This window comes from Umezakia ovalisporum Ak1311 (assembly GCF_029891685.1).
Classification (GTDB): Bacteria; Cyanobacteriota; Cyanobacteriia; order Cyanobacteriales; family Nostocaceae; genus Umezakia; species Umezakia ovalisporum.
In genome coordinates this window covers 157,624-174,692 of the sequence record NZ_JANQDJ010000086.1, presented here as the reverse complement: position 1 = coordinate 174,692, position 17,069 = coordinate 157,624, and the positions used below count along the sequence as shown (strand labels likewise).

13 protein-coding genes, 1 tRNA gene and 1 pseudogene are annotated in these 17,069 nt (G+C 41.4%); 8 read left to right on the top strand and 7 right to left on the bottom strand.

The window, feature by feature from the left end; all coding sequences use genetic code 11:
- The 3 genes and pseudogenes from NWP25_RS17555 to NWP25_RS17545 form a co-directional block, all read right to left on the bottom strand.
- A pseudogene (locus NWP25_RS17555) lies at positions 1-147 on the bottom strand (photosystem II q(b) protein); the annotation flags it as partial.
- Between the two features lie 238 nt (positions 148-385).
- Positions 386-1,885 (bottom strand): MBOAT family O-acyltransferase, encoded by a 1,500-nt coding sequence (locus NWP25_RS17550; protein WP_280651618.1) that lies wholly within the window; start codon positions 1,883-1,885, stop codon positions 386-388.
- A 45-nt stretch (positions 1,886-1,930) separates the two neighbouring features.
- Entirely contained in the window at positions 1,931-4,942 is a 3,012-nt protein-coding gene (locus NWP25_RS17545; protein ID WP_280699886.1) for a DUF1574 family protein, read from the bottom strand.
- A 304-nt stretch (positions 4,943-5,246) separates the two neighbouring features.
- On the opposite strand from NWP25_RS17545, the gene NWP25_RS17540 reads away from it, so the two are divergent.
- The 6 genes from NWP25_RS17540 to NWP25_RS17515 all read left to right on the top strand — a co-directional run bounded on the left by NWP25_RS17540 (position 5,247) and on the right by NWP25_RS17515 (position 12,248).
- Positions 5,247-5,513 (top strand): hypothetical protein, encoded by a 267-nt coding sequence (locus NWP25_RS17540; protein ID WP_280651620.1) that lies wholly within the window; start codon positions 5,247-5,249, stop codon positions 5,511-5,513.
- Positions 5,514-5,613: 100 nt separating this feature from the next.
- Entirely contained in the window at positions 5,614-8,742 is a 3,129-nt protein-coding gene (gene ppc / locus NWP25_RS17535; protein ID WP_280651621.1) for a phosphoenolpyruvate carboxylase, read from the top strand.
- Between the two features lie 92 nt (positions 8,743-8,834).
- Positions 8,835-9,086, top strand: coding sequence for a hypothetical protein (locus NWP25_RS17530; RefSeq protein WP_280657278.1), 252 nt, complete (start codon positions 8,835-8,837; stop codon positions 9,084-9,086).
- Between the two features lie 191 nt (positions 9,087-9,277).
- Entirely contained in the window at positions 9,278-10,210 is a 933-nt protein-coding gene (locus tag NWP25_RS17525) for a hypothetical protein (protein WP_280699884.1), read from the top strand.
- A 95-nt stretch (positions 10,211-10,305) separates the two neighbouring features.
- Positions 10,306-11,706 carry a hypothetical protein gene (locus NWP25_RS17520; protein WP_280699882.1) on the top strand — a complete coding sequence of 467 codons (1,401 nt, stop codon included), beginning with the start codon at positions 10,306-10,308 and terminating at the stop codon, positions 11,704-11,706.
- Between the two features lie 236 nt (positions 11,707-11,942).
- A complete protein-coding gene (locus tag NWP25_RS17515) occupies positions 11,943-12,248 on the top strand; it encodes a small RNA NsiR4-regulated ssr1528 family protein (protein ID WP_280651625.1) in 306 nt (101 codons plus the stop codon).
- A gap of 61 nt (positions 12,249-12,309) precedes the next feature.
- Here NWP25_RS17515 and petA read toward each other — a convergent pair whose 3' ends face one another.
- A complete protein-coding gene (gene petA, locus NWP25_RS17510; protein WP_280699880.1) occupies positions 12,310-13,311 on the bottom strand; it encodes a cytochrome f in 1,002 nt (333 codons plus the stop codon).
- Between the two features lie 68 nt (positions 13,312-13,379).
- The gene (petC, locus tag NWP25_RS17505) at positions 13,380-13,919 is read right to left on the bottom strand and encodes a cytochrome b6-f complex iron-sulfur subunit (protein ID WP_280651627.1); all 540 of its coding nucleotides are present in this window, start codon (positions 13,917-13,919) and stop codon (positions 13,380-13,382) included.
- A gap of 229 nt (positions 13,920-14,148) precedes the next feature.
- Between petC and NWP25_RS17500 the strand changes: the two genes are divergently transcribed.
- Positions 14,149-14,457 (top strand): DUF3067 family protein, encoded by a 309-nt coding sequence (locus NWP25_RS17500; protein WP_280651628.1) that lies wholly within the window; start codon positions 14,149-14,151, stop codon positions 14,455-14,457.
- 329 nt (positions 14,458-14,786) lie between these two features.
- Positions 14,787-15,854, top strand: a complete 1,068-nt coding sequence (locus NWP25_RS17495) for a glycosyltransferase family protein (RefSeq protein WP_280651629.1) — start codon at positions 14,787-14,789, stop codon at positions 15,852-15,854.
- Positions 15,855-16,047: 193 nt separating this feature from the next.
- Here NWP25_RS17495 and NWP25_RS17490 read toward each other — a convergent pair.
- Both NWP25_RS17490 and NWP25_RS17485 read right to left on the bottom strand, forming a co-directional pair.
- A tRNA-Phe gene (locus tag NWP25_RS17490) sits at positions 16,048-16,120 on the bottom strand.
- 75 nt (positions 16,121-16,195) lie between these two features.
- Positions 16,196-17,065: a metal ABC transporter permease gene (locus tag NWP25_RS17485; protein WP_374913567.1), complete on the bottom strand. Its 870-nt coding sequence runs from the start codon at positions 17,063-17,065 to the stop codon at positions 16,196-16,198.
- Between the last annotated feature and the right edge of the window lie 4 nt (positions 17,066-17,069).

Here is a 17,069-nt window from a genome sequence, read left to right as displayed (position 1 = left end):
GATGAAGCAGGTGGTGGCGGCTAGTAGGGTGGGGATCATTAGTACGCCGAACCAACCGATGTAGATGCGGTTGCCGGTGCTGGTGATCCACTCGCAGAAGCGATCCCATACGTTGGCGCTTTGGCGCTGTTGTAAGGTTGTGGTCATTTGTTTATGATTGCAATAGTTGCTTTTAATGAATCAGACTTACTTGTTTGCTTGCCTGTTCTAATAAACTTAACATGTATTTACGTTGAAGCAACTATGAATTTTATTATTAATCTTGATAGAAACATTAGATTTACTTATAGCAAAAGCAAATAATTTCAGGGTAAATGACTGACCTGACTAAGTTGATTCCATGAGCCAAGAATCTTCTGACTTTTGGCCATGGGGAGTGTCAACATTAAAAATCAAAGTAAATATATGGCAAGCTACCTTCAGGAGCTAATATCCACACCGCGTACAGGCATAATGGCACGAAGACAAGCTTAACAGGCCAGTTAAACTCCAACTTGAGCTTGACATGAAAGACATAGATTGTGCTCATAAGTACAGCTAGGATTCCCAGCAACCCAATGAGTTGATATGGGCTCATATTCAGGGCTTCTACATAAACCTTCTGCACAAACTGTGCATCAGCAGAATGACCCCAGAGGTGCTGAATTACCCAAGAAGAATCCTGTAAATTTGGGAGGCGGAACCAAATCCAAGAGGTAAAAACCATCAGTTGGGTTAAAAACCAAGCTACAAGTATACCCAGGGGACTTTTCCACAAATGTGCCAAATTTTCAAAGCGATCGCTCATGGCATCTGTAAGTCTATGAAACCCCAAAGCTAAACCGTGAAATACACCCCAAACAACAAAACCCCAGGCTGAACCGTGCCAGATACCAGCAATTAACATCACCAGAAATAAGTTACAGCAGGTGCGAGTCAAACCATAACGAGAGCCACCCAAAGGAAAGTAAACGTAGTTTCGCAACCAATCACCTAAGGTCATGTGCCAGCGCCTCCAAAATTCAGCAATGCTGGTGCTGAAATAGGGAAAGTTAAAATTCTCAGGTAAAACTAACCCAAAAAGTAAAGCAGTTCCACGGGCAATGTCTACGTAACCACTGAAATCGAAATACAACTGTAAGCCGTAGGCAAATGTAGCCAACCACAAGTCAACGCTACCCGCCCGTTGTAAATTGGCAAAACATAAATCAACGAAGATTCCCAAGTTATCTGCAAAAATTCCTTTTTTAACTGCGCCGTGAGCAATTAGCCACAAAGCCTCTGTCACTTCCTCACTAGAGGGAAGTTGTAGTCTGTTAAATTGAGATGCTAAAGTGTGGTAACAAGTAATTGGTCCAGAAATAAGCTTAGCAAAGAAGAATTTATATGTTACAAACTTAAGAAAATGTTTAGTAGCTGGCGCACCCCGATAGACATCTACTAAATAAGCAATACACTCAAAAGTAAAAAATGAAATCCCCAAAGGTGCAATTAATTTAAAGACAGAATCTGCTGAATTAACTTGCACATTTAAAACATACTGAAACAAAGCCGACAAATATTTAAAGCTGATTAACAATAAAACATTTACACTTACACCCAGCCACAGTAACTTGAATCGCCGACGATTCCAGTCAGCTTGGGCAAACTGCAACTCTTCGTTAGAAAGTTGGTAGTCAACAACATATTGTCCGTGTGTGGCATTGTTACCGATCTCTACCCCCAGACGAAAGTTAATCCCAACGAGTAAGAATAATAAAGGAATGTAATGAATATCCAAAGACCCATAGAACACAAGACTAGCAATTAGTAACGTCCACATGCGCCACTTTTGGTGAGCTACAGACCAGTAAATTCCCAGTACAGTCAGCAAAAACACTGCATAAGAAATTGATATGAGGTTCATATTTTAGTCATTAATCATTGGTCATTATTCATATCACTCAGCACTTTATTTCTTGGGCCAATGAATCATTGGGTCATTAGCCAACTTTTTTGATACTGCGTACGCCCCAAAGCGGTTAAGGTGACTAGGGTCAGAAAAATAATCATTGTTTTTTATCCACAGTTGACTGAAATCTCTATATATAAATTTGGCATTACTTGTCAGAGATAACATATGTTGATGAAATTCTTGCTCATATTTTGAGCGAACTGCATCTAAATAATCATAAGTCAGAGGCATATTAACAAACACCAAATAAATATTTCGCGATTTGGTAAATTTGAGAAGATTTTCTACAGCGACATTTTGTTCTCCTTCTAACTGAAAATTTCGATAATCATTGTCATAATTCCCTGTAACTTTGGGATGGTTTTGATAATATTTTTCAGGATTAAAGCGCATAGATAAAGGTAAGAATCCGTCGAAATCAACTGCATAATTTGTGTTTATAACTTCTAATTTTTCTGATTTGTTTTTTATTTGTAAACCTATATGTTTGACGGTCATAAATAAAGGTAAATTAAGCAATTTTTTGTAGAAAAAATATTTAATTTTTTCACGATTTTTGTAGCTAGTATAAACACCAGACAATGCCTGATTTAACCACTCATTTGCTGCTTGGTAGTTGTTTATTTTTGGTTTTTCTAATGGATACTGACCAGCAGAATTGTGAGATTTTTCCACGGATTGAACTCTATTTGTAGCTGTTAATGGTTTTTGCAATACCTGTTTATAGCCTTCTGATGCAGTAATTGCCTCAAAGGTGACATCTTCTCGTTTACTATTAAAAGCACGGGAACCATCTGCCCAAATAACTACTTTTGGTAGTTCTCCAGGTTCTAGTACTTGACGAATGATTAAGTCCACAACTTGTGCTGTAGCACCGTTAATTCCAAAATTAAATACATCAATATTGGGATAACCTTGATTTGCTAAACCCTGAGAAAGTGCAACAGGGTCAATTCCTCTTAAGGCGCGGGAAGAACCAATAATTAATACATCTGCTGCTTTACCGTTTCTAGCAACTCGTTGTTTATACAATGCTAGTTGTTCGTTTAATTGTCGAGAATTGAAACTAAGTATCTGCGTTCGCGCTGCCAATAAAATAGCTGCTACGTTAGCTTTTTCTTTTAGTGGACTTGCTTTTAAAATCCCATCCTCTTCATTAGTTTTAGTTAATCCAGAAGTGTTAAATAGCTCATTTTGATTATGAGAGGATTTGGGATATCTGCCAGGAAAAAATGCTGCCCTTTGACTCTCATCTTCCTCAGAAATCAATAATGGATATTCTGCCGAGGATAATGAAGGTAAAACATTATTTACTGGTGGTGAAATGGGTTTGGGCCTAGTGATTAAATAATTCAAAATCCAATCAGTTTGCAGAGTCAGTAATAAACCCAAGGTGCCCCAAACCAAGGCTAACTTTAGTCCTTGCTCATCAGGGTTTTGTGGTACTGAGTCACGATTTTCTCTAAATATCTGGGTTTCTATTAGCCACTTTTTCGCTGTAGTGATAATGTTGGTTCTCCTATTTTGTGCCACATCTGTAACAAAATTGTGAACTTCTGCTGAGGTTAAATCGTTGCGTAAAAAAGGTTCACTATTAGTGGTTACAAGCTCAGTCACATATTCTGCCCTAGGAGCAAATTCTGGATTAGCTTCTGGAACTAGACGTTGGCGTTGTACCAAATCTAAGCCATGATACCAAAATGGTTCCTTACTACCAGCACTACGGCCGTAGACGCGCACCCCTGTAATACCCGGTATTTTCAATTCCCGCACAAACTGGGCAACTTTGTTAGCTACTTGCGAGCGCGGTGGGCAAATGGGCGCATCACACATAATATGTAACAAGTCTCCTTTGCGTAATAGCAGTACACGAATACCACCCGTCTTTAAACGCCAATCTAAATCGAAATTGAGTAAGCGTTCTAGTAAAAAAATCATTGCTGGTTCATCACCATTTCTAGCTAAGTCAAAAGGCAATAGCCCCAGGGCCGGATGCTGTGTAGCAGGTAAAATTAGCGAGTCAATCCAATCTGATTGCTGATCTGAAGTTTTTTGTCCGTAAACAGTAGCAGTCAAGATACCTTGGGGGGCTAGGTCTTTGAGGAAGTGTGAAATTATTCTTAGACATTGGTCTTTATCTGGCGCTGGGGGAGTTGCTAAGGAGTCAACAGCGACGGTGCAAAAAATATGCAGGGTTGATTCTTTCATGGCAACTTGTATGGCAACCTTTGATGGTGACAAAATCGACCTTAACAGCCTAGTAATCGCTTGCACATCTCCCCATCTAGCCCAATCCTTGAGCATCATTTCTGGAGGTCGTAGATCAACTCTCAGCCGCCAATCAGATGCTGTTTCACCATTGACTTGGGCAACAATTACTGCATCTTCGTAGCCCACCAGTTTTAAATGCCGTAATTGCTGCGCTACTGGTTCAGCTAATAGTGATGAATCGGGGCTATAGCTAGACTGACAAAAGATCCACAGACGATTAACTACCGCTTGACTACCATCTTTTGGTTGATGTTGCTGGGTTTTTACCTTTACCGATACACCTAAGAAACTCAGAGTTTCGCTGAGATAACGAGCAATGGCACTGGGGTCTCCCCGACGTGCCAAACTTTCATTAGAGATAATCAGCACCCCACCCACATGAGGGGATTTTTCCGCATCTTCTAGGGCTTGCTCGACCTGTTCTAGATGCCGCTCTAGTTGATTTAAATAAACCCGATGGCACCATTGGGGTCGATATTCCCCTTTCTTCCGCCCATACACAAATACTTGGTATATTGATGGTTGTTTGTTGCTTGTTAAAAGATCCAAGTCTGTTTTTTGTAGCGCATGAAGCAAGTCAGACAAAGTGCGCCAGCGTGGAGGAGGCTTTGAACCTTCACAAAGAATGTGTAGGTCATTTCCCCGCAATCGGACTTTGACCCCAAAGGTACTGATTCCTGTTGCTTGGCTTACCCACTGCACTAGTGATTTCTGACTATCTGGTAATACTGTTTTCATCGGCAGTTAAGTCTAGTCATTAGTTATTAGTCATTTACCATTATTATTTGGTGAGTCAAACCTCAACTCAGGACTTTCTTGTAGAGATGCGATTCATCACACCTGTACCTACCACTGGAAACGGTATTGCCTGCACCTGTAAACTAAAAGCATAGGTCTATCACATTTTGCAGTTTTTTTTAATAATTTTGTTACTTTGTGGGCTTGCAAAATCAGACAAGATAGACATATGGGTTTAAAAGTCTCACAGATTTTGAATGCGCGCATTTTGTTTTACTTATTTGCTACCAACCCAAAATTACCAATGACTCCTACTACCGAAAAATTCTCAGATCACACCGGATTCAATCTACCTTTGTTTAACATTCCCCAATCTTTCCTCTTACAAATAGGTACAGCGTCTATACTACTGCTACTTAGCACACAAAAAGCCACAGTAAAGGCCCTAGAATCTATGGGGGAAGCCAGTGAAGAATTATTTAGAGGCGATCGCCTGCCCATTCTTCCGTTCCCAGATGCGTCCAATGACAACACTTTGCATACAACCCCCAGAACCAAGGAAAGAAATTAGAAAATATATTTAAAACCTAAAACACTCATGGTTTTACCGTGAGAATGAATTGCCACGACTAAGGATATAAACAGTAATCAGCTTTACAAGAGCAGAAATTATGGGTTCTCTTTTATACAGTTTGTCTCATGCGGCGAATTTTTACCCTGCGTCAGAATTATTTTTGCGTCATCGTCTTCAAATAGTGGAGGAATTGTGGGAATCAGTACTCCTACAAGAATGCGGTCAAGCGATGGTGGATCTATTGCGGCAATTGCGTGACTTGTGTTCGCCTGAAGGACAAGCAAGAAACGACCAAGCAGCATCTGCCGTTAAGTTGATTGAACAACTGAACATCAACGAGGCAATTCGAGCAGCTCGTGCTTTTGCTTTGTATTTCCAGCTGATAAACATCATAGAGCAGGAATATGAACAACGTCAGCAATTGACCCGCTATTCTGAAGGAGAAGCAGAAACTGTAATTCAAAAGGAGATTGTCTCAAACGCTACCTACTCTTCCAACCAAAAAGAAGATGATTCCATTATTCTTGATAAAGAAATAGAAATAGACGTACTAGCAAAAAGCTGGTTGACCAAATCCGCAGGAAAACAAAAAGGTACTTTTGCTACCTTGTTTCCCCATTTATTCAAGCTAAATGTACCACCGCAACAAATTCAACGCCTAATTTCACAACTGGATGTGCGTTTGGTTTTTACAGCTCACCCGACGGAAATAGTTCGTCATACCATCCGAGATAAACAAAGACAGGTGGTAAACCTGCTGCAAAAACTCGATTTAGTGGAAAACCGCACTGAAAGCACCCCGGGAGGATATCCTTGGGAAGCCTCAGAATTGCGAGAAAAATTGTTGGAAGAAATACGCCTATGGTGGCGGACAGATGAACTCCACCAATTCAAGCCAACGGTGCTGGATGAAGTAGATTATGCTCTACACTACTTCCAAGAAGTTTTATTTGATGGCATTCCTCAACTATATAAGCGCTTAAAATATGCCCTAGGTAAAACATTTAATTGGCTAGAACCCCCGAATAAAAACTTTTGCTCCTTTGGCTCCTGGGTAGGCTCAGATCGTGATGGTAACCCATCAGTTACACCAGAAATCACCTGGCAGACGGCTTGCTATCAGCGCAAAATGGTCTTGGAACGATATATTAAATCAGTGAAACAGCTGATTGAATTATTGAGTGTATCCATGCACTGGAGCGATGTCTTACCAGACTTGCTGGAATCTTTAGAGATGGATCAGTCCCAGTTAAGTGATGTTTACGACTCGCTAGCCCTGCGTTATCGCCAAGAACCCTATCGATTAAAACTCGCTTATGTGCTTAGACGGTTGGAAAATACCCGCGATCGCAATTTATCTTTGTATAATCAGGAAAAGTCAACCAATGTGCGCTTTGGTGTTACTAATAGCTTGCGTGGAGAAGCCATACCAGAGGACGCACCCATATATCGTTCCGGGGCAGAGTTTTTAGCAGAACTGCGCTTAATTGAACGTAACTTGACAGAAACTGGCTTAAGCTGCCGCGAATTAGAAACCCTCATTTCTCAAGTAGAAATTTTTGACTTTAACTTAACTCAGTTGGATATCCGCCAAGAATCAACCAGACACTCTGATGCTTTAAATGAGGTTCTGGAATATCTGCAAATACTACCCCAATCTTATAACCAACTATCCGAAGAACAGCGAGTTGCTTGGCTGACTGGAGAATTGCAAACTCGCCGTCCACTAATTCCGGCAGAATTACCATTTTCAGCAAAAACCAATGACGTGATTGAAACTTTCCGCGTCATGCGATCGCTACAGCAAGAGTTTGGTGTTAACATCTGCCAAACATACATTATCAGTATGTGCCGCCAAGTTAGTGATGTCCTAGAAGTTTTGCTATTGGCCAAAGAATCTAGACTTTTTGACCCTGCAATGGCGGTGGGGACTATTCAAGTTGTTCCTTTGTTTGAGACAGTAGAAGACTTACAACGTTCCAAAAGCGTCATGCGGCAGTTGTTTGAACTACCGTTATATCGCGCTTTGTTAGCAGGTGGCTACGAAGCAGTCAAAGCCACCAAAGAAAATGGATCTTCATCCTCCAGTATTCCCACCACCGCTTCTCCTCTAACCGCTAACTTACAAGAAGTGATGCTGGGGTATTCTGATAGCAATAAAGACTCTGGTTTTTTAAGTAGCAATTGGGAAATTCACAAAGCTCAAAAATTTCTCCAGAAAATTGCTGAAGAATATGGTGTAAGTTTACGCATTTTCCACGGACGTGGTGGTTCTGTAGGACGGGGGGGCGGCCCGGCTTACGAGGCGATTTTGGCTCAACCAGGCCACAGTATTAACGGGCGTATCAAAATTACTGAACAAGGGGAAGTATTAGCTTCTAAATACTCCTTGCTGGACTTAGCTCTGTATAACCTGGAAACCATTACCACAGCTGTAATTCAAGCTAGTCTGTTGCGAACAGGGTTTGATGATATTGAACCTTGGAATGAAATTATGGAAGAATTAGCTGTGCGATCGCGTCAACATTATCGCAATTTAATTTACGAGCAGCCAGATTTCATCGACTTTTTCCACCAAGTCACCCCAATAGAAGAAATTAGCCAATTGCAAATTAGTTCTCGTCCGGCGCGGCGACCATCAGGGAAAAAAGATTTAAGCAGTTTACGAGCTATTCCCTGGGTATTTAGCTGGACACAAACCCGGTTTTTGCTGCCTTCTTGGTATGGTATCGGCACAGCTTTACAAGGATTCTTGAATGAAGAATCAGAAGAACACCTGAAATTACTACGCTACTTTTATCTCAAGTGGCCTTTCTTCAAAATGGTGATTTCCAAGGCAGAAATGACCCTAGCTAAAGTAGATATGCAAATGGCAAATCACTATGTTCAAGAATTGGCGAATCCTGAAGATAAACCCCGGCTAGAAAAAGTTTTTGAGCAAATTGCCAACGAATTCTATCTCACCAGGGATTTGGTCTTAAAAATCACTGGTCACACTCGACTTTTGGATGGTGATCCTGTTTTGCAACGTTCAGTACAATTACGCAATGGTACAATTGTACCTTTAGGATTTATCCAAGTTTCCCTACTCAAACGCTTGCGCCAGTCACGTAATATTACTGCCACCTCTGGTGTAATTCATTCGCGTTACAGCAAAGGTGAGTTACTGCGAGGCGCACTGTTAACTATTAACGGTATTGCCGCAGGTATGAGAAATACAGGTTGACTACTAACACCAAAATTAAATTACCCAAAAACTTTGGGGTGGGTTATGCTACACTGACCCACCATTGCTAGATTCGCTGAATCGAAAAACTCATGAAGAAAAATAGACTTTTAACTTGCACATTTTTAGCTTTGACATCAGGATTTTTTGGTGCTTACATCGGTGGACAAATCACATCCATGGTGCACAGCCAGAAATGCCAAAATCAATCTTGGGGCTTAAAAGTAATGTGTAATGTTTGGGTAACTCCAGGAGCAGCTTGGCACGGTAGTATAACCGGATTATGGACAGGTGCTATTTTAGGAGCCTTTGTTGGTGGTTCCATCACACATCAAAAACGTTAGCTATATGAGACGAAACCCATCAACTAAATTCTTTCCTTTTATGGGATATAAATTCTGGGATTATTTTCAAGTTAAGACAAAATAGCTTTACTCAACTAGTAATTTTACTTAAATTTACCACCATTATCTTGTCAGTATAATCACTACTGACAAACAATATATTTCAACATAGTATTTTTTAGTTAGATGGCATGACCAATAAGCTGAACCCCAAGTTAGAAGTGCGGTTTAAGCGCAGTGGTCAAAAGTACACACCCACCAAAAACATGAACAAGGGGTCTAATGGTTTAGTTAATATTGACACCTTAGACTACCGTGGTGCCAACGGTAATTTTTTCTATGAACCCACAACAGAATTATGTTTAGTCAATAACCTGCTCCAAGGCTGGTTTTCTGTGGTTTTAGTTCCTACTGTTGAAAATGACGTTTATCGCTGGCATATTTTCCCCTACAACAGCCAAACTCAGAAGGTGGAATTAACAACTATTCGCGCCTCGGAAGAAGGACTATTTGATGTTCAAGACTATACTGTTTTTGCAGAATCAAACAGTACCTTAGTACCTGATAAGATTCCTGGAGTGATTAAGCGTAGTTTAGACATCAATGGTGTAAAAGTCACCAATGGTTTATCACCGACTAAATACGATTTACAACAGGAACAGGAAACCCAATCTGGGGAAAAACAGCTGTTGAAAACTTCCACCAAATTAATGTTAGCAGTGCCCACAGATCAAGGCACAGCAGCATTAAGTTTTGTCGTTGCTGGAAATGGAACCCTAGCAGAAATTGACAAAACCCCGGAATGCACCATTATTCCTAGTCGTCAACGAGAAATACTGTTACCTTTAAACACCCTAGACGAAATCAAAGCCCTTGCAGACAAAACCCCACCCCCCCAAGGAATGATTACTGGGTTAGCAGTGGGAACTGATCCAGAAAATGCCGAAGATTTGGTGAAAATCTCCACGGAGGGCAAAGCAGGAGAATTAGCCAATGGCGACCTTGTAAAAATCACAGGAACCAGGGATTATCAAGGTCTTTACTCCACCAAAAAAATAGACGATCATACCTTTGAAATTGACTTACCCACACCAGTAGACAACTGGGGTTATTGGGAAAAATAAGACGCAGAAGCAGCAGGTTTAATCTTCGATGTGATGATTGCCGCCTATCAAAAAGCCAACGACGGTAAATTGCGCGTGCTGGCTCAGGGGGAACCATGTCTATCCTCACAGCACCTCTGGGTGTGGGAAGTTCCGTAGACACCAGTACCAGGGTGGGTTATAAAGCTAACTTTGACTTTAGCTACCAGTTCTTGAATGAGAGTAACATTACCTCCAGTTTTTCCCTGAGCATGACCGATAAACTGGAACTGCGGGGCACACCGGAAGAAAGTCCCAAATTCCCGGATTTAGGTACACGCTTTGTTCCCAAAAATATTGGCTATGCCTTAGTAGTTTCGGCAATATCTGATGTGTTTGTAACTCGACTGGCTCGTAGTGGTAAGATGGTGGGCTACCAAGTACAGCCCGTTGACGGCATTCCCCCAGATGTAAATACCATCACCTTTTTAATCAATCCTGCCTACACTGTGAATGGTAGTTTAGATGGGCTGACCGGTAGCAATGCCACCAGCGATCGCTTATTTAAACATATCCCAGAAATGCGATCGCAGTATGGCTCACATTATCCTGCCAGTTACTACCGTCTGCAACAAGCCTATGACCTCAAACGCGCGATTGAAGCTGAGGATAAACGACGGGAATCTTACTTTTCTAACTTTGATGTCCGTACAATCGATGAAACCTCTTTAGAGCGTAATATTGACAGTGGCGATGCACCCACCACCATTGGGGTACAACGGGAAGAAGACAAACCTAGCACCGAAATCAGTGATGAGGAGAGTAAAGAAGCCCAAGACCAGAAAGCCCAACAATTTCAAACCAATACTGCGGGTGCTGCTGATCGGACAACCTCTGCCGCGACCAAGAGCAAAGAGTACAAGCCACAGAAAGTTTTGCTTAGTGGCAAAAACCCATGGAAAGTATTCAAATACGTGGGGGGTAAGCGCAACATTGTCAATACCTATGTTTGGGATGCGGACGGTGGTCTGCGAACCGAGCAACAAAGTTTCGCCAACACTGTAGAGCATACTATTGGTGGGTCTTTTGGCATGAATGCTGGGTTCGGGGTTGACAGTTCATTCTCGGTATTGGGTGTTGATGTAGAACTCACCGCCCAAGCTACCGTAAATCTCACCCAAACCATGAACAAAACCGAAGCACGCAGCAAGGGCTTTGAGTTGAATGTAGACCTAAGTGGTTTGGAACATAAAGGCATCACCGACTACAAAGACCGCCCTATTCTACCAGGAGAAAAAGTTGACCGCCATCGGTTTATAAGTTTCTACTTGGAAAGTAGCACCCAAAACTTCCACGATTTCTTTAGCTATGTAGTTGACCCAGAATGGCTGCAAAGCAATGATGAAGAAGCGCGGGCGTTGCGTCAAGCCCAAGCCGGCAAACCAAATAAAACCTGGAGGGTGCTGCACCGTGTCACTTATGTAGAACGGCCAGCATTAATGGGTTTTGATCCCGATGTTCGCAAAGTACGAGCCTAAGGGGAAATTTCCGAAAGTCAACAACTTTTGGATAAAATTACTAAGTTGGAGGCGGATAATCGCGAATTGCAACAGAAGGTGGATCAAATCCTTAACCACCTGCAACAATCTAAATAATCGACAATTGAGAGGAAGGGAAATTATTTCCCTTCCTCAGAAACAGTTATACAGTGGATGTTTTTTTTGCTGTCAGCAAGACTGGTAAAATACATTCATGTTTTTGAGAAAAAATGATCATGTCTGCTGAAACTAATCCAGAAAATGCCACAACCAAGGGTGCTGATGCCATCGACGAAGCCATCGCCCAGGGAGTTGATTTTGATGGTTCCCCCATCCCCCCAGCCAAGCTGGAACTGTATCACAAAGTCATGGCACTAGAGGCAAATAGACAGCGTAGTGGTGTATCAAATACCATGCGATCGCGCATCGTTCGTATTGGGGCAAAACACATTCCTCAACCGGAACTTGATCAATCCCTTGTAGATGCAGGTTTTGCGCCCCTAAAAGAGAAAGAAATTGCCTTTTTTTACGGTGGTAAATGATTTGTGCAAAAAAAAGACAGGCATTTTGCCTGTCCTGACAACTACAAAATTAGTAGGGAATTTAGAAATTCATTTCAGCAGCTTGGACTTTTTCAACCTGCTTCTTCTTCAGCACCAGCATAACTTGAGCTAACATCACAAGAGCAATGAATGCAATCACTCCTTGAACTCTTGTAGCATTTTGCAATACGATTTCCGTATCTTTTTGACCAAATCCACCAACATTGGGGTTATTAGTCAAAGCATCACCAGAAGTTACAGATTGACCTTCAGAAACAATCAATTCTGGTCCTGGGGGAATCGTATCAATCACAGTGTCCCCAGATTCTGTTTGGATACTTACTAGATGTTTGACACTACCATATTCATCTTCCTCTTGGGTAATCTTGCTGATTGTGCCAGTGGCGGAAGCATTGTAAATGGTATTATTGCTTTTTTCTCCAGTAGGATAAACTTGTCCACGTCCCCGGTTAGCACCTAGGTGAACTGAATATTTACCGAAGTGAATATTTTTATCGGTTGCGGGGTTAGGAGAAAGAACTGGGAAAACGATTTCTTGATACTGTTCACCAGGTAAAGGTCCGACAAGAAGAACATTTTCTTGATCTTCTGTGTAGGGTTGGAAGTAAACATCGCCTACTTCTTCTTTCAGTTCTTCAGGAATGCGGTCTTCAGGTGCAATCTTGAAGCCTTGGGGCAACATCAGTACAGCACCGACGTTCAAACCAACTTTAGAACCATCAGCCCCAACTTGTTGCACGCTGGTGTCGTAGGGAATTTTCACCACTGCTTTGAACACAGTATCAGGTAGCACCGATTGGGGAACTTCTACCTCTGCTGGTTTGGCTGCTAGGTGACAGTTGGCACAAACAATCCGACCAGTGGGTTCCCGGGGAGTTTCAGGATAGGTTTGTTGCGCCCAAAAGGGGTATGCAGCAGCGCTTTGGGGTAGAGCTAGCTCGCTAGTCAAATAAAATGTCAAGGTAGCGATGGCTACGAGCAATGTTTTGGTAATTACTCTAGCAGTGCGAGTTAAACTCGCTGTGGTACAGGCATTTCTCATCTCTATAAGGACAATGATTCTCTGGTTAATTGGTCATTGGTCATTAGTCTTAGGAACGAAGCACTCAATTAAGACCACCAAGGTTTTTCGCTGGTACGGAAGTCGGTTTCAGTCCAAGGAGTCAAAACGATTTTGTCATCTTCTGTTTTGGCGTGTGCGAGAGCCAAAGACAAAGGTGCCGGGCCTCTGACCACTTTACCAGTTGCATCGTACTGGGAACCGTGACAAGGACACTTAAACTTGTTCTCTGCTACATTCCAAGGGACAACACAACCTAAGTGTGTGCAGATAGCATTAATACCGTAATCGGCAATCGCTTCTTTGCTTTCTACGACAATATAGGTGGGGTCGCCCTTGAGTCCTTGAACTAGGGGGCGATCGCCTACGTTGTGGCTTGCCAAAAATTTACTGACAACAACATCGTTACCCAGCTCGTCTTTTGCTGTTGTCCCACCACCAGCGCCACCGCTAGCAGGTGGAACAAAGTACTTAACTACAGGATACAATGCACCCAGAGCTACACCTGTTACAGTTCCAAAAGTGAGCAGGTTCATGAACTGACGACGCCCCATATCTGGTACGTCCATTGATTCAGAAAATTGAGCCATAATTTACGCGCTCTTTGTGTATTTTGTTAAGCATTCTTACAAGAGTACCAGTAGTCGAGTAACTCCTGTTTCAGTGGAAATGCCAACGCCCACAACGATGCTAAATTTCTTTATTGCAAGATATATTGAGCATCTCTTCTGTTAGCATTACATTTCTTTATATCTCTATCATACTTGAGTTACGGAACGTAACATCATAACTAAATGTAAAATCTGATTGAGCAAACCTATGACAGGACAAGAATTACGCAAATTATTGCTTGACAAGTGGGGATATTCTTACGATGTCCAGTTCCGGCGCACAAAGGGAAAGATATTTCTTCAAGTCATGTGGAAGTATCTTGAGCAAGCTTCTTTTCCCTTGAGTGAAGCAGAGTACCAAGAACATCTGGACAGTATTGCTAATTATCTTCATGCCTTGGGTGGCGATGTACAAGTACAAATATTTATTACCGAAACCCGGGAGCGTCCGAGACTTGGCAAAGCTGTGAGTATTCCTTTAGATTTAGGTGAACGCGCCTCGGAATGGATGGTTTGAGATGGCATTCCCAGGTTGCCCTTTGCTATTATGTCAATTCTAGCAAGTCTAGCAAGAAATTAATACAACCAGAAAGAATACTTTTATTTTTTTGTCATTAGGAACAATTTCATTCACAACTGTTAATTACAAGCGATGGACTGGATATGCTATGAACAACATCAATATCATTGAAACCAACATTCATCAACAAGGGGTAAAAACTCTATCATATTTGTATATTCATTGGCATTTTCAAAAGGATTTGCGCGAACATATACAATAAATGATTGAAATTATAGATAATTAATATCTCAGTCAATCTTAACAGTTCAGGAGTTTGATGAAAGATGAATAATCATCTAAAATTACCTACTTCTCTTGATGATGTGCCATTGCCAGATAAATTACCTCCAATGGTTCTCATAGCTTTTACTCGTCCTGAACTGCTAAAGGAAGTTTTAAATGGAATTAGTCAACAAACTTTGTTACCTCCAAAAATAATTAGTTTTGTAGACGGTGCAAGGAAGGAAGATGATGAACTTTTGATTGGACAGTGTATTTCCTTATTAGAAGATTTTTCTGAATTAGTACCAGTTGAAATCATCGCCAGAGACCATAATTTAGGATGTGACAAAAATATAATTTTGGGTTTGACAGAGATTTTCTCTGCTCATGATGCTGTTGTTTACTTAGAAGAGGATACTGTTCCCAATCAATATTTTTATGACCGCATATCCCGACTATTAGAGGCTTATCGCGACTATAAACAAGTGTGTTCAGTCAGTGGTTATGCAACCTTACCAGCAGGATGCGATACTCAAATACATACAGATTTTCTTGTATCTAACCGTGTTTTTTCTTGGGGATTCGGTACTTGGTGTGATCGCTGGCAAGAACTCAATTTATCTCAATCATCCCAATATAATCCCTTTGGCAATTTTTATCAAATTCCTGCAACATCCCAGACCAAAATGACAATGATCAATCAGTTTTGGCTAGAAAAAAATAAACAAACAGATTGGGTTATTACATTCACAGTTGCTGCGCTGTATCACCAGAAAGTACATATTATTCCTACTAATTCCTTGACATACAATATTGGATTTGGTCATCCTGAAGCGAAAACTTACAAAGGAAAAGAACCAACCTGGGCTAATGCTAAATATAAAGCCCATTTCTGTCCCAATAGTTTACCATCCAGTCTGGAATTACTAGATAAATTAAAAAAACCTCTTACTGATACCGATTTAGTTGATTACTTATTACAGCAAAAAGGACTATGGTTAAGTCCATCAGCTTTTCTCTATTTATTGCAAAAGTCTAGTAGCTTTACAGGTATGGCAATGCTGTTTAAGCTGTTCATAACTCGTTTACCTTTGATGTTAAAGCGTTGGCGTAGTGGTTTACCTACTTGACACTCCCTAGCCTAGAGGCGTGGGGATTCTTCATTAATCGACCCAACTTTCTCATACAGGATTTCTCTAACCTGTTGGGATCTAAGATCCAGGTTCCGGTATGCCCTACAACACTCAAGGCTCTTTGGAGAATAACTCAGCCATTACAAACAAAAACCCCTGGAAACCATTGCTTTCAAGGGGTTTAGTAACATGCCAGGAACCAGACTTGAACTGGTGACACGAGGATTTTCAGTCCTCTGCTCTACCAACTGAGCTATCCCGGCTGGGAGTGTTTTACACCCACGGTTAATAATCGTAGCACAAGAAAAATTGTTTGGCAATAGGGTAAAGAAAAAAGTTTAACCTGCTTTCAACCTCAACTTAACCACTAAGAAAACAGCTACAAAAAACAAAAACTGCACCAGCACAATACTGGGGCCTGATGGCAGGTTGAAAAGACCTGAAACTATAATACCAGTGAGGCTTGTGGTAGAACCAACAATAATTGATAAGATTAAAAATCCGCTAAAGTGGTGACTCATGAGCTTGGCTGTGGAAGCAGGAATCACCAAAAAGGCATTTACTAGCAACACACCTACAGATGTAATTGCCACCGCCACAGCCAGAGAAAGTAAAATTACAAAGCCATAGCGATACACTTGAACAGGAACTCCTTGTACTCGGGCTACATCGGGGTTCAGGGTCAACAAAATTTGCTGTTGCATAGTTGAAAATAAAAATATGCCACTGATTACTAGCAAAAGTGTTGTCAAAATTAAATCTGTAGCTCCGATAGCCAGAATATCGCCAAACAATACCCTCATTAAGTTGCCACGATAACCGGAAACGAAGCTAGTCAGAATTACACCAATACCTAACGCGCCTGATAGCACTATACTAAGAACGCTATCGCTAGCCAAATCAGTTTTGTCGATGAAGTAAAGGACAAGCACCCCAAAAACTAAGCTAAAAGGCAAAAGCATCCAAGTTGGATTTAGCTGTAATAAAACACCTAGGACCACGCCGATCAATGCTGCGTGACCAACAGCATGGCTGAAAAATGATAGCTGGCGCAATGTCGCAAAACTACCAAGTAACCCCCCCAAGATTCCCATCAACACAGCACCCGCGATTGCTCGCTGCATAAAGGGAAATTGTAGCAAATCTACAAAGTCAAAAGTAGTGGTGATCCCTAGCAAGTTAATCTGGCAAACAGAGCATAAATACATGACT

Bases quoted from the DNA above. Each gene is read 5' to 3' on its own strand.
- NWP25_RS17550 (WP_280651618.1), bottom strand. From the start codon at position 1,885: ATGAACCTCATATCAATTTCTTATGCAGTGTTTTTGCTGACTGTACTG.
- NWP25_RS17545 (WP_280699886.1), bottom strand. From the start codon at position 4,942: ATGAAAACAGTATTACCAGATAGTCAGAAATCACTAGTGCAGTGGGTA.
- NWP25_RS17540 (WP_280651620.1), top strand. From the start codon at position 5,247: ATGACTCCTACTACCGAAAAATTCTCAGATCACACCGGATTCAATCTA.
- ppc (WP_280651621.1), top strand. From the start codon at position 5,614: ATGGGTTCTCTTTTATACAGTTTGTCTCATGCGGCGAATTTTTACCCT.
- NWP25_RS17530 (WP_280657278.1), top strand. From the start codon at position 8,835: ATGAAGAAAAATAGACTTTTAACTTGCACATTTTTAGCTTTGACATCA.
- NWP25_RS17525 (WP_280699884.1), top strand. From the start codon at position 9,278: ATGACCAATAAGCTGAACCCCAAGTTAGAAGTGCGGTTTAAGCGCAGT.
- NWP25_RS17520 (WP_280699882.1), top strand. From the start codon at position 10,306: ATGTCTATCCTCACAGCACCTCTGGGTGTGGGAAGTTCCGTAGACACC.
- NWP25_RS17515 (WP_280651625.1), top strand. From the start codon at position 11,943: ATGTCTGCTGAAACTAATCCAGAAAATGCCACAACCAAGGGTGCTGAT.
- petA (WP_280699880.1), bottom strand. From the start codon at position 13,311: ATGAGAAATGCCTGTACCACAGCGAGTTTAACTCGCACTGCTAGAGTA.
- petC (WP_280651627.1), bottom strand. From the start codon at position 13,919: ATGGCTCAATTTTCTGAATCAATGGACGTACCAGATATGGGGCGTCGT.
- NWP25_RS17500 (WP_280651628.1), top strand. From the start codon at position 14,149: ATGACAGGACAAGAATTACGCAAATTATTGCTTGACAAGTGGGGATAT.
- NWP25_RS17495 (WP_280651629.1), top strand. From the start codon at position 14,787: ATGAATAATCATCTAAAATTACCTACTTCTCTTGATGATGTGCCATTG.
- NWP25_RS17485 (WP_374913567.1), bottom strand. From the start codon at position 17,065: ATGTATTTATGCTCTGTTTGCCAGATTAACTTGCTAGGGATCACCACT.